Here is a 14,247-nt window from a genome sequence, read left to right as displayed (position 1 = left end):
GCGATGAGTTCAGTAAAATCAGCTGTAACTGTATTGGGGGCGGGGTCTTATGGCACCGCCCTTGCTATTTGTTTTGCCCGAAATGGTCACAAGGTGACACTATGGGGGCGAAATAAAAATGACGTTGCGACGCTTTCAGCTGAGCGGAAAAACCAACGTTATCTTCCTGATTGCCCTTTCCCTGATTCTTTACAGCTAGAGTGTGATTTAAAAAAAGCGGTTGAGGCCAGCGAAATAGTGCTGCTGGTGGTGCCAAGTCATGCATTTGCAGACACCTTAGCAAAGGTGCGTAATAACTTGTTACCCAATGCACGAGTTGCTTGGGCAACCAAAGGCTTAGAGCCGGATACGGGTCGCTTGCTACAAGAGGTGGCTCTGCAGCAACTGGGAGAGCAAGTTCCTTTAGCTGTGTTATCGGGGCCAACGTTTGCAAAAGAAATGGCTGCAGGGCTGCCAACCGCAATTTCTGTCGCAGCAACAGACAGCGCTTTTGCTAGTGAATTAGCGAAGTTACTGCATTGTGGTCGCTCGTTTCGAGTCTATAGCAATGACGATTTCATTGGTATTCAACTCGGTGGAGCGGTTAAAAATGTCATTGCAATTGGCGCTGGTATGTCTGACGGTTTTGGTTTTGGAGCCAATGCTCGAACAGCGTTAATAACGCGCGGTTTGGCTGAACTTTGTCGTTTAGGTAAAGCGCTCGGTGCGCGTTCTGAAACCTTCATGGGTATGGCTGGTTTAGGCGATTTAATTCTAACGTGTACTGACAATCAATCACGCAACCGTCGTTTTGGCCTAGCATTAGGTAAGGGCTTAACGGTAGATGATGCGATGCAAAGTATCGGTCAGGTTGTTGAAGGTTACCGCAATACCAAAGAAGTGTATTTACTGGCACAAAGAAGTGGTATTGAGATGCCAATTACTGAGCAAATTTATCAAGTTTTGTATCAGCAAAAAGATGTCAAAGAAGCGGCTATGGCACTGCTTGGCAGAGAACAAAAAGCGGAGTGATCCGCTTTAGTTCATTTTTTTATACCGCGTTGGTAAAGTCGAGTTGACGCCAAGATTCATAAACAAATACCGCAACAGCGTTGGATAAATTCATACTTCGGCTATCTGCACGCATGGGTATACGAACACGCTGCTCTTCAGGCAATGAAAAAATAATATCTTCAGGTAAACCTCTCGTTTCAGGACCAAATAGCAGACAATCTCCAGCTTGGTATTGAGGTTGGTGATGATACTTTTTACCTTTTGTCGTACAGGCAAAGACGCGCTTAGGTTGGCAATCTTTTAAATAATCTTCGAAAGAAGCATGGCGCTTTACATGGCTAAATTCATGATAATCTAAGCCTGCACGTTTTACCCGTTTGTCATCCCAATCAAAACCTAAAGGCTCAATTAGGTGAAGGGCATAGCCCGTATTTGCACATAAACGAATAATATTTCCAGTGTTGGGGGGAATTTCAGGTTGGTAAAGCACGATATCTAACATAATCACCTCGAAAAGTTCATTATGCTTAGTATAACGAAATGACATCGTATTGGGTAAGCATTCGCGGCTGCTTTTCGTCTTTTATGTCATCATTATTTCACTTCCTCTGTATAGACTGTAAACTGTTGAAATAAGATATCTTTAATCGAGCCATAGAGGTTTTTGGTCAATGAAAGAAAATGTGAAGCCAAGTTATGAGCTGTTAGTTCGTTTTGCCAGTGTATTTACCATGTTGATGGTCAGTTTAATGATTATCACTAAATGCTGGGCCTGGCTATCCTCTGGCAGTGCTTCTATGTTGGGATCATTAACTGACTCGTTACTCGATATCAGTGCTTCGCTGATGAGCTTTTTAGTCTTGAGTTATGCCTTGCGTCCTGCTGATGATGACCATCGCTTTGGGCATGGCAAGGCCGAAGCCTTGGCTGGGTTGGGGCAAGCCGCGTTTATTGCAGGTTCAGCGTGTTTATTAGCCTTTCACGCGATTGAACGTTTAATAAACCCCGTTGAGTTAAAGCATTCGTTGCTCGGTGTATGGGTGAGCTTGTTTGCTATTGTGTGCACTTTGTTGGTTGTAATAGTGCAATATCAAGTTGTTAAGCGTACACAATCTATTGCTGTAAAAGCCGACTCATTACATTACAAAGGCGATGTGTTATTAAATATGGCTGTATTGCTCGCCATTTTACTGTCTTATTACGGTGTTCTCTACGCTGATCCTATATTTGCCATTGGTGTCGCTGGGTATTTACTTTACAACTGTTGGGATATTGCCAAACAAAGTGCAGCGCATTTGATGGACCGAGAGTTACCTGATGAAGAAAAAGCGGAAATTATTATGCTGGCATCAAGTCATGAAAGTGTATATGGCGTACACGATTTACGAACTCGTCAAAGCGGTAAAATTAAATTTATCCAACTTCACCTCGAGCTTGATGACGATATGCCGCTAATGCGTGCACACGCTGTGACTGATGAAGTAGTAGAGATGATCCAACAGGCTTTTGAAGGTGAACTCGACATCTTAATTCATCAAGACCCTGTCTCTTTGGTGGTTAATCCTAAGTTATCGCAAAATTGATAAAACTCTTTGAGAACAGTTTGTCGAATATCATCTGTTTCACACAACAACTCGTGTTTGGCGTTGGCAATGGTCCTTAGTTGGGCGTCTGGATGGGTTTCGATAAATCGAGCGTGTGCCCGGTTGTCGACGACTTCGTCTTGCTCGGCACTGACAATAAAAAGTGGCGTTTGGATAATCAAATTAGGGATCTTTTCTATAAAGTTAAAGGTTTGATTAAGCCAACCATAACTGACTCCGCCTAAACACAACTCAGCCTCATTTTGATATAAGGAGCGAAAACGTTGATAACGAATATGACAATGAGTGAGCTGGTTTTCTTCAAAGGGCACAGGAAAATAATTGCTTTGACCAACTGCGTAGTGCTTACCAAGCCCCAGCCAACACCCTATTTTAGCTAACCACTTGGCAAGCTTATAAGGTGTGTTGTGTGTATTAATATCAAACATAGGTGCAGATAGAAAAGCGCCACTTATGGGGTGCGAATAACGCGATAAATAATCACAGCTAATGGCTGCCCCCATTGAATGGGCAAGAATAAATAATGGACCTTTTTGGCGTGGCATCACGACTTTTTCGATAAATGCATTTAGGTCGTCACCATAGTCGGTGAATCTTGAAACATACCCTGTTTGAGCATTACCCGTTAAGCGCTCGGATAGGCCTTGACCAATGTGATCATAGGTAAATACCGCAATATTATTTTGTGCCAATTCCCACAGTAGCTCTTGATACTTCCACGCAGACTCTATTCGTCCATTGACTAGCACAACACTATATTTTGCTGTTTTGGGAATATGATAGCTGTAAAATAGTTTACCGCTTGGGGCTTTTAGATAGCCCTGCTCAGAGCGTTGCCAGTGCCGCTCTATGTCACTATTGTGTTGTGCAAGTTGGGTGCTGTAACTGTAAAAATTCATATAGGTAATGTGATCTTAACCATTAAGCCTTGTGGTTTGTTGTGCTGAAACTCCAAACTACCATGGTGCGCGAAAATAGCGCGTTTGGCAATGGCTAAGCCCAAACCAATCCCACCGCTGTCTCTATTTCTAGATTGGCTGGTACGGAAAAAAGGTTGGCATAGTTGCGCTAGTGCGTTATCAGAAACCCCCTCACCATCATCACAGATTGAAATCTCGACAGCTTTTTGCGATAGCGAAAATGATAGCTCAACGTTATTTTTGGCATACTTAATCGCATTGCGCAGCACGTTTTCGATGGCGCTACTTAATAACTCTCCATTACACATCAAAGTGAGCGTTGGAGGAGCTGCTAAGGTGAGGTTTTTGCCCATTTGCTCAGCTTCAAATTGCGCATCCAACAGCACATTGTCTAACAAAGTAGCAAAGCTAACTTGGTGCATATGCAAGCTATTTTGGCCGTGTTCTAAGCGAGATAAAGTGAGAATATCAGCAAGCATTTTATCTAAGCATTGCGCTTCTTTTTCGATGCGAGTCAGGTATGTGAGTTGTTGCTCACTGGCATTTTCTTGAGCTAACGCATTAGCCAAAGTAAGGCGAGTCAACGGTGAGCGTAATTCATGAGAGACATCAGCAAGTAACTGCTTATGGGTCATAACACTTTGTTCAAGTTTATCAGCCATATGGTTGAAATCATGCATTAGCGTGGTTATTTCATCATTGCGGCGCATAGGGATATTGACGCGGGCATCCAATTGACCTGATGCAAGTGCTTTGGCACTGCTTCCTAATGAGTTCAGTGGTGCGACTAAGCGACGACTGAATAACACACTCAGTAAAATAGACGGCAGCAAAACGGCGAGCGCTTTGAGCCAAAATGGCAGCATTTTTACGCGCATAAGTAATGCGTTCTCTCGAATAGGCTTAATTTGGTACAGTTGATACTGCTCGTTGCCTAATTGAATTGGAAAAGGGCCGTAAGCAAAGTAACGTTCGGTTGCGATAAATAAGGGGTTATTGGATGTTTGAAAGTGTAGTAAAGATAAGTCTATATTCTGTGAATTTACTTCAGAGCTAATGCTTTGTTCTATATTTTCGTGTGCCAGATAAAGCCATTTATGCTGATTAAAACGAGGGTGTAAAATGACTTTCTCTACAGGCTTTTTCTTTTTATTAACTAAGCGCTCAATGTTGTGGGTCAGGTGGCCCATGGAATCAAGGAGCTTTCCTCTTAACGGTTTAGTTTCTAATTGTTCTGGTTGTAATTGGCTCAGAGCAACCAACAGTACCAAAATACTAATGATAGTGAGCCAAAACGCTAAAAAAGCCTGTAAAAATAATCCAGAGGGCTTAAATTTGCTCCAATAGCTTTGCTTACTCTGTATAGCATCATTGCGCCAAAAAGACATAGCCACTTCCTCTGATAGTCTGAATGCAGTTGCTGTCACTGTACTGAGCTATTTTTTTTCTTAGATTGCTGACATGCATATCAATTGAGCGGTCAAAAGGGGCTAATCGACGGCCCAACACTTGTTGGCTTAATGTATCTTTAGTGACTACTTCTCCAACATGGCTCATTAGTTGTTGAAGTACGGAAAACTCGGTGCCAGTTAAGATGATTTCATGCTCTAAAACATGTACTCTGCGAGAGAGGTGATTAAGCGTCACATGGTTGATGGTTAACTCTGCATTTTGGCTGCTAGCTTGTTTAACAAAGTCGATACGTCGGCTAATCGCATGAATTCTTGCTAATAACTCTCTGTGGTTAAATGGTTTAGGTAGATAGTCATCCGCACCCAGTTCTAGACCAAAAATACGGTCAAAGTCATCACCTTTAGCCGTGAGCATGATGACTGGAGTAAGGTTGGACGCACGCAACCTTTTTAATACTTCAAAGCCATCTAATCGAGGCAGCATCACATCAAGCAATATCACGTCATACTGTTCGCTCGTTGCCTGTAATAGACCTTCCTCACCATCAAAAGCTTGAGATACATTACAGCCTTGTGTGGTTAAGTATTCTTTAAGGAGGTCGCTTAATGCTCGATCATCTTCAATTAGTAGCAGCTTACTCATAGGTGTTTTTCTCGTTACTTCATTACTCTAGTGTACCTTGCAAAATATTAAATTGCAGATCTTTACATAGTCTTTACGTTGCTTTGCGTTGCTTTTCATCCCACAGGTTAAGCTAGCTATACAAATACAACGAGCATTTTTAAGGCAATATTATGAAAGCAATATCAGTATTAATTATCAGTGGTAGTTTACTATTTAGTGCCTTGGGTGAAGCGGGGCAAGGCAGACATCATGATGAGCACTTTTTACTGTCAGACAAAGCGGCTAGCACGCTTAACTTGAGTAAAGAGCAGCAACAAAAGATAGCGAGCATAATTGAACGCAAAAAGGTCGCAATGAAAGACCTAAAAGCGATGCGTCATAACCACAAAGGTGAGTTTAAAGCTTTGGTCGAAAATGATTACTTTGATGAGCAGCAAGCGAGGGTGTTGATAGCCAAAACAAGTGACGCGAAGCAGCAAGCATTACTCGCCAAATTAAAAAGTAAGCAGCAGATTTGGCAAGTACTGACGCCTGAGCAACGCGCTAAACTTGAAAAAATAAAACACCGTAAAGCGCACAGGCATACAAAGTAATAACTTGATAGTGACTAATTGATGGGCGCAACAGCGCCCATGCTATTGTTTAAAAAATGTGTCTTCACTTTGCGCGAGCATCGCTTCGATATCTTCAAGCATCTCTTGTTGATCTTCGGCGTTCATCTGTGTATCTGAGGTGATCGCTGTGGAAATTTTATTGTTCTCAAAAGACCATTCTCCTAGGTCTATCAGCTGGCATCGCTTAGAGCAAAAGGGTCTATTCGGACTTTGTTCTGACCAAACAACATCGGCTTGGCAGGTTGGGCACTTAACAATGGTGGGCATAAACGGCTCCCTTGAGATATTTTGCCCACAGTGTAATGAAAATCAAACGTAGATACCAGCGTAGGTATCGCTCTAGCATTGCCTAATAGCTGGTAACTCGGTTGATTTCGCTTAACGAAGTGACTCCCGATGCTGCTTTTTTTAGTCCTGATGTTCTAAGATTCGCAAATCCGAGCTTGTTGGCTATTTTGGCAATTTCCATTGAATTACCGCCAGACATGATCAACTGAGAGATTTCAGGGGTGATTTTCACCATTTCGTAAATGCCGACCCGACCTTTATAACCGTCAGTACAATGTTCACAACCTTTTGGTGTAAACAGACTGATCTCGCTTAATTGCTCTTGAGTGAAACCTTGATTCAATAACTCTTCTTGAGGCAGCGTTTCAGGTTCTTTGCAATGCTTACATAAGCGTCTTGCAAGACGTTGAGCAATGATAAGGTTAACGGAGCTTGCAACGTTATACGCTGGAACGCCCATGTTTAATAAACGAGTGAGTGTTTCGGCAGCTGAATTAGTGTGTAATGTACTCAATACCAAGTGGCCCGTTTGAGCCGCTTTAATCGCAATTTCAGCAGTTTCAAGGTCTCGAACCTCACCAACCATGATCACATCTGGGTCTTGACGTAAAAATGCTTTCAAAGCATTTGCAAAGGTCATGTCCGCTTTTGGATTGATCTGAACTTGATTGATCCCTTCTAAGTTAATCTCTACAGGATCTTCTGCAGTACTGATGTTACGTTCAGGTTTATTTAGAATATTTAAGCCTGTGTACAAAGACACCGTTTTACCCGAGCCTGTAGGCCCTGTAACAAGGATCATACCTTGTGGCTGCGCAAGCGCATCAAGGTACATTTGTTTTTGCTCGCTCTCATAACCGAGAGCGTCTATGCCCATCATCGCGCTTGATGAGTCCAGAATACGCATTACTATCTTTTCACCCCACATGGTGGGCATGGTACTAACACGAAAATCGATACTTTTACGTTCCGATATTTTGAGCTTTATACGACCATCTTGAGGTTTGCGCTTTTCAGAAATATCGAGTCGCGACATTACTTTAATACGTGCAGCTATGCGTGTTGATAAAGTAGTTGGAGGGCTTGCCATTTCATGCAAAATGCCGTCAATTCTAAAACGAACACGATATTTGTGTTCATAGGGTTCAAAGTGCAGATCTGATGCGCCTTTTTTTATCGCATCCATCAATATTTTGTTGATGTACACGATGATGGGGGCGTCATCCTTGTCTTTTTCTTTATCATCGGTATTTTGCAAAGACTTTTGATCGTCTTCAATATCAAGGTTTGCAAACTCTTTAAATTCCTCCTCGCTGAGCGAAAGGCCTTGTGAAGAGTCAAAAAGTTGCTCTATTTTCTTTTCTAATTGTTTGTGATCAACGACCACCACATCACATTGAAGACCTGTGCTAAATTCGAAGTTTTCAAAGGCACCATAATCAGTGGGATCTGATGCTGCGATGTAGAGCTTGCGGCCTTTTTTGTGAAGAGGTAAAACATGATGTTTACGGATCAGCTTATCGTTGATGAGCTTTTCGGGGATTTGATTGATGTCAAATTCGTTTAAGTCAAATAGAGGCACGCGGAATAAGTCTAAGCACTGCTCGGCAAGTTCGGCACTGCTGATACCGCTACACATACAGATGAGTTCGGCTGTTGATTGTGCTTCACTTTGTTTTTTCTTGATTTGTTCTGGTGTTACTCGACCTAACGTAATAAATTTACGTAACAATGGTGAATGATGTTCCATAAGCCCTCAGACATAGACATATCAACTACTTACTAATTTACATCAATTGGTTATAAATAAACTTATGAACCTCAGCATAACAACGAGTAAGTTAAGCACTTGTTGAATGATTTACTGCAATAGAAACAAAGTTTTGATGCAAGATTTCTAATTCATTATACATATCAGTTAATGATTTATCATTATTTAGTATGGTATTTGCACGTCTTTGTTTCTCAGAGCGAGACATTTGCGCTGCAATGATACTTTTTACTTGCTCGGTCGAAACCCTATCACGCGCAGCTGTACGCGCTAGTTGAATAGCCTCTGGCACATCAACTAGCAAGGTGTGATCGCATAATTTATCAAGGTGGTTCTCAAATAGTAGTGGTGCAGATAGAACCACATAAGGACTCGTCGCATCTTTTAGCTGGGATAATATTTCATGTCGGATCATTGGATGTAACAGCTGTTCAAGCCATGTTTTACTCGGCTCATCAGCAAAGATAATGGCACGTAACTTCGCTCTGTCTAACGTACCATCTGTGTGAAGTATGGCTGCACCAAACTTATCTACAATGGCTTGCAAGCCTGAGCTGCCAACTGCAACCACTTGCTTTGCAATAACATCTGCATCAACAATCGTAATGCCTTTTTCAGCGAGGGCATTGCTGACTGCCGTTTTGCCAGCGCCAATGCCCCCTGTTAGTCCCAATACCCAATTACTCATACTATGATCACGCTAAGATTAAACTAAAATACCAGTTTTCTATGATGTCACCGAATAGCAACGTCAACCAACCCGCGATGGCTAAATAGGGTCCAAACGGGATCGGAGTGCTTTTGTCTTTGCCTTGTACAGCTAGTTGAATACTCCCTATAATGGCACCCACACAGCTTGATAGCAGCACAATAGTCAAGATTGCTTGCCAGCCTAAAAGTGCGCCAAAAATGGCTAATAACTTAAAATCTCCATAGCCCATACCCTCTTTGCCCGTGGCTAACTTAAACAGCCAATATACACTCCACAAACTTAAGTACCCAACTGCAGCACCGATAATTGCCTCAGTGGGGGCAATAGTTATGTTGAAGGTACTGGCAATGAGCATCAACCACAACAGTGGCAAGGTTATTTGATCAGGTAACAACATATGGTCAATATCGATAAAGATAAGTGCGATCAGCGCCCATGTCAGTACAAGGTATAATGCTGTTTGTTCGCTCGCCCCAAAATACCATGCGACTAATAGCGAGCTTAACGCTGTGCCCAATTCAATCAAAGGATAGCGTATTGAAATGGGGGTTTGACATTCGTTACACCGACCACGCAATAACAGCCAGCTTAACAGCGGGATATTATGCCAAGGCTTAATTTTGGCATTACATGTAGGGCAATGGGAGCTGGGCGTTGCCAAGTTAAATGATGGGGTATTATGTTGCTCGGTTTGTTGTTCATTGAGCAGCGCTTCACATTCACAGCGCCATTGCTGTTGGAGCATTTTAGGAATGCGGTAAATCACCACATTTAAAAAACTTCCAATACATACACTGACAAGCCCCACCACCAGCAAAAAGAACCAAGTGTGTGCTTGCATGAGTTGAAATACTTCAAGCATAGTTATTCTTATTTAATTATTATGGGACTAAATAACTGATCCCAATTGGAAAATTGGCAAATACATGGCGATAATCAGGCCGCCAATCAAAACCCCTAAAACCGCCATAATCAAGGGTTCTAGTAAACTTGATAAGCCATCAACTAAATCGTCAACCTCTTGTTCGTAGATGTTTGCAACTTTTGCTAACATACTGTCCAAAGAGCCTGACTCTTCACCAATGGCAACCATTTGGATCACCATATCTGGAAAGACACTGGTATTTCTCATTGCCCAGTTCATCTGATTCCCTGAACTGACTTCGCTTTTAATATCTAAAATGGCATTTTTATAAATTGCATTGCCAGATGCGCCAGCCGCTGAGTCAAGTGCATCTATCAAAGGCACACCAGCGGCAAAGGTGGTCGAAAGCGTTCTGGCGTAGCGAGCGACAGCCGCTTTGTCGAGTATCTGTCCGACTACAGGTAGCTTAAGTAGCAGCCGGTCATTAAAGTTACGCAATGCTTTGGAGCGAAACAGCATTTCTTTATAGGCGTAACCACCTAGAAATAGCATCCCGAGTAGCATCCACCAATATTTTTGCATTATCTCAGAAATGGCGATGACCATTAAGGTAAAGGCGGGCAATTCAGCACCAAAGCCGTTAAAAATTTCCTGAAATTGCGGTACCACAAAAATTAATAGGATCGAGGTTACAACTAAGGCAACAACAATTACTGCTATCGGGTAAAACAGCGCTTTTTTGATTTTAGATTTGAGTGCTTCAGCTTTTTCTTTGTAAATTGCAATGCGCTCGAACACATGATCAAGCGATCCTGATTGTTCGCCTGATTGCACTAAATCACAATATAAATCATCAAAATAGCGTGGATAGGCACGAAGTGCTTTAGATAAAGGTTGACCCGCTCTTACCTCATCTGCAATGGCCGTTATCAACTTTTTCATACTTTTATTGTTAATACCGGAGCCTATCATATCGAGTACTTGGATAAGCGGCACACCGGCATTGAGCATTGTAGCGATTTGTCTCGTTGTGATAGCGATGTCTTTAGCATTCACTTTAGGTGTGCGATTTAAACCGAATAACGCCTTGGGTTTACGTTTAACTTTAGAGGGCGTGATCCCTTGTTTGCGCAGCTGTGCTTTTACAAGTGCAACACTGGTACCGGTCATTTCACCTTCAAGGCGTTTTCCTCTGGTGCTAACACCGACCCATTTGAACGTGTCTAATGACTTGTCATTTATGTTTTTTTCCATATAGAGCTGCTTGTAGGCTGAATTAATATTAGCAGCCGTAGAAACGGCTGCTCTAGCTACAGATTAAGCTTTAGTACAACCTTTAGGTAATAAATTTGCATCTGCGTCACTGGTACATGTCCACTTAAATGCATTGTTTGTTGTAACTGGTGAGAACGTAAACTTCTTATCTTTCATTGCACCTGTGGCAGAACCCATTGTAACAACGATTACACCGGTATCTTCTGTTACGGCAAGGGTCGAATATGTTCCCGTAGCAGCCAAGTCAGAGACTGCCAATGATGTTGCCGTGCCTGGATATGACCCATTTGTTTGATAATATTCAGCAATCGCTGTTTTCGCACCAGTAGATAGTGAAACAGCTTCTGAAGCCTGTGCTCTCGCAACATAATCTTGATATGCAGGCAACGCAACTGCTGCCAAAATGCCGATGATAGCGACTACTATCATTAATTCGATAAGGGTAAAACCACCCTGTTGTTGTTTTGCCATGATGTGTCTCCTGAAGGAAATAGTTTAACTTACCCAGTGTAAGTTAAACAGATATTAAAATCTTTATGGTTATGAGCTTTGTCTATCTTTAAGTATAGCCATAATTAGCATAAATCGCTTTATGCGATTGATTTAAATACCTTAAGACAAGCTGGAATTAAATCATGTGATTGATTTAAATTCATAACTCATTCTTTTGTCGTATTTAAAGGCTTGGCTGCGATATTGTCAACAAGTTAGTAGCAAAAGCCAATAATTAGCGAGTAACTATTCACTTATGCTTCAAAACGCATCGACAGATCAATGCTCTGTAAATGCTTTGTCAGTGCGCCACTTGAGATAAAATCCACGCCCGCTTGAGCATAGGTGCTTAATGTTTCAAGTGTCATATTGCCTGAAACTTCAAGTTTTGCTTTGCCTTGGGTCAAAGTCACGGCTTGTGTTATGTCTTCAACTGTAAAATTATCGAGCATGATGATATCTGCACCAGCTGTTAATGCTTGTTTTAATTCACCTAAGTTCTCGACTTCTACTTCAACCGGCTTATCTGGGTGATTGCTTCTAGCTTGCGATACGGCTTTATCAATACCACCGCATGCTGCAATGTGGTTTTCTTTAATTAAGAACGCATCAAACAGGCCAATGCGGTGATTTTTTCCGCCACCACAGGTTACAGCGTATTTTTGTAGTGCACGCAAACCAGGAATGGTCTTACGGGTATCAAGTAACTGTGTTTGGCTACCAGCTAGGGCTTTGACATAGTGGGCAGTGGTTGTTGCTGTGCCTGATAGTGATTGTACAAAGTTTAGCGCTGTGCGCTCTGCGGTCAAAATTGCGCGGGCACTGCCCGATGCACTAAACAACTTACTGTTTGCAGCAACTTGCTGGCCATCTTCGACAAACACAGTGACTTTTACTGAAGGGTCTACTTGTTTAAAGACTTCTAAAATAAGCGCTTTACCGCAAAAAACACAATCTTCGCGGGTGATCACATATGCATTCGCTTGCTGCTCTTGGGGAATAAGCTGTGCCGTGATATCTCCTTGTGATGCCGATTGATAGTTTAAGTCTTCGTTAAGTGCTTGTTTTACCAGCTGGCTAATTAATTCGTTAGAGATAGGTTGACTTTGCATAGTACTGTCACTTGTATTGGCTAATGTGGAGAGAGTCAGAATTTTACTGTGTTGCGCGCATTTACACAATCGTCGCTAGTGAATTTATATTAACCTTGATAAGGTAACAGTATGATAATTAGAGAGCATTTTGTATTATGTCGTTAGATTGGTTAGCTGACGCAACAAGGCGGCCATGCACCTTCTATGATGATAGACCTGAGCAAGAAGAGATTTCTCTTTTGGTGATCCACAATATCTCTTTGCCTGCGGGGCAATTTGGTACGCCTTATGTGGATGCACTGTTTAGTGGCTCATTGGATTGTAACGCACATCCGAGCTTTGCCGACTTAGAAGGGGTAAGGGTATCAGCACATTGCTTTATCAGACGGGATGGGCAGGTGCTACAGTATGTGCCTTTTAACAAACGAGCGTGGCATGCAGGCGTATCGAGTTTTGCCGGACGAGAGCGCTGTAACGATTTTAGCATTGGCATAGAGCTAGAAGGAACAGATAATGAACCATACCATGAGGCACAATATAGGCAATTAGCTGCGATAACAAAGCAGTTAATGGCAGCTTACCCAGCTATTAGTAAACAGCGAATTGTGGGGCATTGCGATATTGCACCTGGGCGAAAAACAGATCCAGGTAATGCATTTCAGTGGTCGCAGTTTTTTAATCAATTAGAACAATAAAGAGCAATGTTATGATTTTAATTTCAATCATTCTGGCGTTAGCGATAGAGCGTTTAGCTGCGAGAGGAAAATACTGGCAGATGAGCCATTATGCGCAAGCCTATCTCGCCCAAAGTGCGTCATTCAAAAGCATGTTCAAATCAGGATTTGGTGTTGTTACTTGGCTTGTTATGCCAAGTATTTTATTAGCTTTAATATATGATGCATTTGATTCTGTATTGGTTGAGCTGGTGTTAAACGTATGTGTTCTTCTAATTTGCTTTGGCTGTGCACAGCAGCGAGCACGCTATAAAGGCTATTTAAATGCACTAACTCGAGGCGACAATGAGGCTGCAACCCTATATGCCTTACAAATGGGACAAAAGCGTACAGAACTTGAGCAAGGCGGTGAATGGTTTGGTCAAACGTTGGTTTGGGTGAATTTTCGCCACTATTGTGCGGTGATTTTTTGGTTTGTATTTTTGGGGGCTGCTGGTGCTGTATTGTATGCGTTAACGCGCAGTATATTTGACGCAATTGACGAAAACTCAGAACACACATTGAAAAATCATGGACAGCGTTTGCAAGCTTTATTGCATTGGTTGGATTGGCTGCCAGCTAGAGTAGCCAGTTTTGGTTACTTAATAATCGGTAACTTTTCTAATGGCACGAGCTGCTGGCTTAAACATGTACTTGATTTTAAAGTGTCTAATCGTTGTGTGGTTACCTCTACAGCCCTTGCTGCAGAGCAAATAGAGCAGCAGTATGCTGGTTGCACCTATGAAGCTACATGCATGATGCGGCTAGTGAAGCGTAATATACTGTTTTATTTGGTATTGATCGCATTGCTAACGTTGTTTGGTAACTTGGCATAATGGTTGTGGGGAGTTTGAGTGGTTTGTACCACT

General features: G+C 42.2%; 16 protein-coding genes. 5 read left to right on the top strand and 11 right to left on the bottom strand.

The features are described 5' to 3' along the window. Nucleotides 1–3 precede the first annotated feature (3 nt). Nucleotides 4–1,011, top strand: a complete 1,008-nt coding sequence (gene gpsA, locus HG263_RS13845; RefSeq protein ID WP_171626670.1) for an NAD(P)H-dependent glycerol-3-phosphate dehydrogenase — start codon at nucleotides 4–6, stop codon at nucleotides 1,009–1,011. 19 nt (nucleotides 1,012–1,030) lie between these two features. Here gpsA and trmL read toward each other — a convergent pair whose 3' ends face one another. Continuing rightward, nucleotides 1,031–1,495, bottom strand: a complete 465-nt coding sequence (gene trmL / locus HG263_RS13840) for a tRNA (uridine(34)/cytosine(34)/5-carboxymethylaminomethyluridine(34)-2'-O)-methyltransferase TrmL (RefSeq protein WP_171626669.1) — start codon at nucleotides 1,493–1,495, stop codon at nucleotides 1,031–1,033. A 169-nt stretch (nucleotides 1,496–1,664) separates the two neighbouring features. Here trmL and HG263_RS13835 point away from each other — a divergent pair, with 169 nt between their 5' ends. After that, nucleotides 1,665–2,576, top strand: a complete 912-nt coding sequence (locus tag HG263_RS13835) for a cation diffusion facilitator family transporter (protein ID WP_500690381.1) — start codon at nucleotides 1,665–1,667, stop codon at nucleotides 2,574–2,576. On the opposite strand, the gene HG263_RS13830 is transcribed toward HG263_RS13835, so the two are convergent. Genes HG263_RS13830 through HG263_RS13820 form a run of 3 tightly spaced genes read right to left on the bottom strand, consistent with a single transcriptional unit; the run spans nucleotide 2,528 to nucleotide 5,572 of the window. After that, nucleotides 2,528–3,496 (bottom strand): alpha/beta fold hydrolase, encoded by a 969-nt coding sequence (locus HG263_RS13830; protein ID WP_171626668.1) that lies wholly within the window; start codon nucleotides 3,494–3,496, stop codon nucleotides 2,528–2,530. The genes HG263_RS13835 and HG263_RS13830 overlap by 49 nt on opposite strands. Further along, nucleotides 3,493–4,905, bottom strand: coding sequence for an ATP-binding protein (locus HG263_RS13825; RefSeq protein WP_171626667.1), 1,413 nt, complete (start codon nucleotides 4,903–4,905; stop codon nucleotides 3,493–3,495). The genes HG263_RS13830 and HG263_RS13825 overlap by 4 nt, the downstream gene beginning before the upstream one ends. Next, nucleotides 4,886–5,572: a response regulator transcription factor gene (locus HG263_RS13820; RefSeq protein WP_171626666.1), complete on the bottom strand. Its 687-nt coding sequence runs from the start codon at nucleotides 5,570–5,572 to the stop codon at nucleotides 4,886–4,888. The genes HG263_RS13825 and HG263_RS13820 overlap by 20 nt, the downstream gene beginning before the upstream one ends. 152 nt (nucleotides 5,573–5,724) lie before the next feature. On the opposite strand from HG263_RS13820, the gene HG263_RS13815 reads away from it, so the two are divergent. Continuing rightward, nucleotides 5,725–6,147, top strand: a complete 423-nt coding sequence (locus HG263_RS13815) for a Spy/CpxP family protein refolding chaperone (RefSeq protein WP_171626665.1) — start codon at nucleotides 5,725–5,727, stop codon at nucleotides 6,145–6,147. Nucleotides 6,148–6,189: 42 nt separating this feature from the next. Here the strand turns inward: HG263_RS13815 and yacG are convergent, their stop codons facing one another. The 7 genes from yacG to nadC all read right to left on the bottom strand — a co-directional run bounded on the left by yacG (nucleotide 6,190) and on the right by nadC (nucleotide 12,683). Next, the gene (yacG, locus tag HG263_RS13810; protein ID WP_171626664.1) at nucleotides 6,190–6,435 is read right to left on the bottom strand and encodes a DNA gyrase inhibitor YacG; all 246 of its coding nucleotides are present in this window, start codon (nucleotides 6,433–6,435) and stop codon (nucleotides 6,190–6,192) included. Between the two features lie 82 nt (nucleotides 6,436–6,517). Then, complete coding sequence (gene pilB, locus HG263_RS13805) at nucleotides 6,518–8,206, bottom strand: type IV-A pilus assembly ATPase PilB (protein ID WP_171626663.1); 1,689 nt, start codon at nucleotides 8,204–8,206, stop codon at nucleotides 6,518–6,520. Between the two features lie 91 nt (nucleotides 8,207–8,297). After that, complete coding sequence (gene coaE, locus HG263_RS13800; protein ID WP_171626662.1) at nucleotides 8,298–8,915, bottom strand: dephospho-CoA kinase; 618 nt, start codon at nucleotides 8,913–8,915, stop codon at nucleotides 8,298–8,300. Nucleotides 8,916–8,922: 7 nt separating this feature from the next. Beyond that, nucleotides 8,923–9,801: a prepilin peptidase gene (locus HG263_RS13795; RefSeq protein WP_171626661.1), complete on the bottom strand. Its 879-nt coding sequence runs from the start codon at nucleotides 9,799–9,801 to the stop codon at nucleotides 8,923–8,925. A gap of 27 nt (nucleotides 9,802–9,828) precedes the next feature. Then, nucleotides 9,829–11,058 (bottom strand): type II secretion system F family protein, encoded by a 1,230-nt coding sequence (locus tag HG263_RS13790; RefSeq protein ID WP_171626660.1) that lies wholly within the window; start codon nucleotides 11,056–11,058, stop codon nucleotides 9,829–9,831. Between the two features lie 63 nt (nucleotides 11,059–11,121). Then, complete coding sequence (locus HG263_RS22590; RefSeq protein ID WP_171626659.1) at nucleotides 11,122–11,550, bottom strand: pilin; 429 nt, start codon at nucleotides 11,548–11,550, stop codon at nucleotides 11,122–11,124. Nucleotides 11,551–11,825: 275 nt separating this feature from the next. Next, nucleotides 11,826–12,683 carry a carboxylating nicotinate-nucleotide diphosphorylase gene (gene nadC / locus HG263_RS13780; RefSeq protein ID WP_171626658.1) on the bottom strand — a complete coding sequence of 286 codons (858 nt, stop codon included), beginning with the start codon at nucleotides 12,681–12,683 and terminating at the stop codon, nucleotides 11,826–11,828. A 137-nt stretch (nucleotides 12,684–12,820) separates the two neighbouring features. Here nadC and ampD point away from each other — a divergent pair, with 137 nt between their 5' ends. Both ampD and ampE read left to right on the top strand, forming a co-directional pair. Then, entirely contained in the window at nucleotides 12,821–13,360 is a 540-nt protein-coding gene (gene ampD, locus HG263_RS13775) for a 1,6-anhydro-N-acetylmuramyl-L-alanine amidase AmpD (protein ID WP_171626657.1), read from the top strand. Nucleotides 13,361–13,371: 11 nt separating this feature from the next. After that, on the top strand, nucleotides 13,372–14,214 hold the full coding sequence (gene ampE, locus HG263_RS13770; RefSeq protein WP_171626656.1) for a beta-lactamase regulator AmpE: 843 nt from the start codon (nucleotides 13,372–13,374) through the stop codon (nucleotides 14,212–14,214). The last annotated feature ends 33 nt before the right edge of the window (nucleotides 14,215–14,247 follow it).

It is taken from the genome of Pseudoalteromonas caenipelagi (assembly GCF_013140855.1).
Lineage (GTDB): Bacteria > Pseudomonadota > Gammaproteobacteria > Enterobacterales > Alteromonadaceae > Pseudoalteromonas > Pseudoalteromonas caenipelagi.
The sequence above is the reverse complement of the archived record's forward strand: the minus strand, read 5'-3'. Positions and strand labels throughout refer to the sequence as shown.

What these genes read in the sequence shown, in the direction of transcription:
- gpsA (WP_171626670.1), top strand. Translation starts at nt 4, where the DNA reads ATGAGTTCAGTAAAATCAGCTGTAACTGTATTGGGGGCGGGGTCTTAT.
- trmL (WP_171626669.1), bottom strand. Translation starts at nt 1,495, where the DNA reads ATGTTAGATATCGTGCTTTACCAACCTGAAATTCCCCCCAACACTGGA.
- HG263_RS13835 (WP_500690381.1), top strand. Translation starts at nt 1,665, where the DNA reads ATGAAAGAAAATGTGAAGCCAAGTTATGAGCTGTTAGTTCGTTTTGCC.
- HG263_RS13830 (WP_171626668.1), bottom strand. Translation starts at nt 3,496, where the DNA reads ATGAATTTTTACAGTTACAGCACCCAACTTGCACAACACAATAGTGAC.
- HG263_RS13825 (WP_171626667.1), bottom strand. Translation starts at nt 4,905, where the DNA reads ATGTCTTTTTGGCGCAATGATGCTATACAGAGTAAGCAAAGCTATTGG.
- HG263_RS13820 (WP_171626666.1), bottom strand. Translation starts at nt 5,572, where the DNA reads ATGAGTAAGCTGCTACTAATTGAAGATGATCGAGCATTAAGCGACCTC.
- HG263_RS13815 (WP_171626665.1), top strand. Translation starts at nt 5,725, where the DNA reads ATGAAAGCAATATCAGTATTAATTATCAGTGGTAGTTTACTATTTAGT.
- yacG (WP_171626664.1), bottom strand. Translation starts at nt 6,435, where the DNA reads ATGCCCACCATTGTTAAGTGCCCAACCTGCCAAGCCGATGTTGTTTGG.
- pilB (WP_171626663.1), bottom strand. Translation starts at nt 8,206, where the DNA reads ATGGAACATCATTCACCATTGTTACGTAAATTTATTACGTTAGGTCGA.
- coaE (WP_171626662.1), bottom strand. Translation starts at nt 8,915, where the DNA reads ATGAGTAATTGGGTATTGGGACTAACAGGGGGCATTGGCGCTGGCAAA.
- HG263_RS13795 (WP_171626661.1), bottom strand. Translation starts at nt 9,801, where the DNA reads ATGCTTGAAGTATTTCAACTCATGCAAGCACACACTTGGTTCTTTTTG.
- HG263_RS13790 (WP_171626660.1), bottom strand. Translation starts at nt 11,058, where the DNA reads ATGGAAAAAAACATAAATGACAAGTCATTAGACACGTTCAAATGGGTC.
- HG263_RS22590 (WP_171626659.1), bottom strand. Translation starts at nt 11,550, where the DNA reads ATGGCAAAACAACAACAGGGTGGTTTTACCCTTATCGAATTAATGATA.
- nadC (WP_171626658.1), bottom strand. Translation starts at nt 12,683, where the DNA reads ATGCAAAGTCAACCTATCTCTAACGAATTAATTAGCCAGCTGGTAAAA.
- ampD (WP_171626657.1), top strand. Translation starts at nt 12,821, where the DNA reads ATGTCGTTAGATTGGTTAGCTGACGCAACAAGGCGGCCATGCACCTTC.
- ampE (WP_171626656.1), top strand. Translation starts at nt 13,372, where the DNA reads ATGATTTTAATTTCAATCATTCTGGCGTTAGCGATAGAGCGTTTAGCT.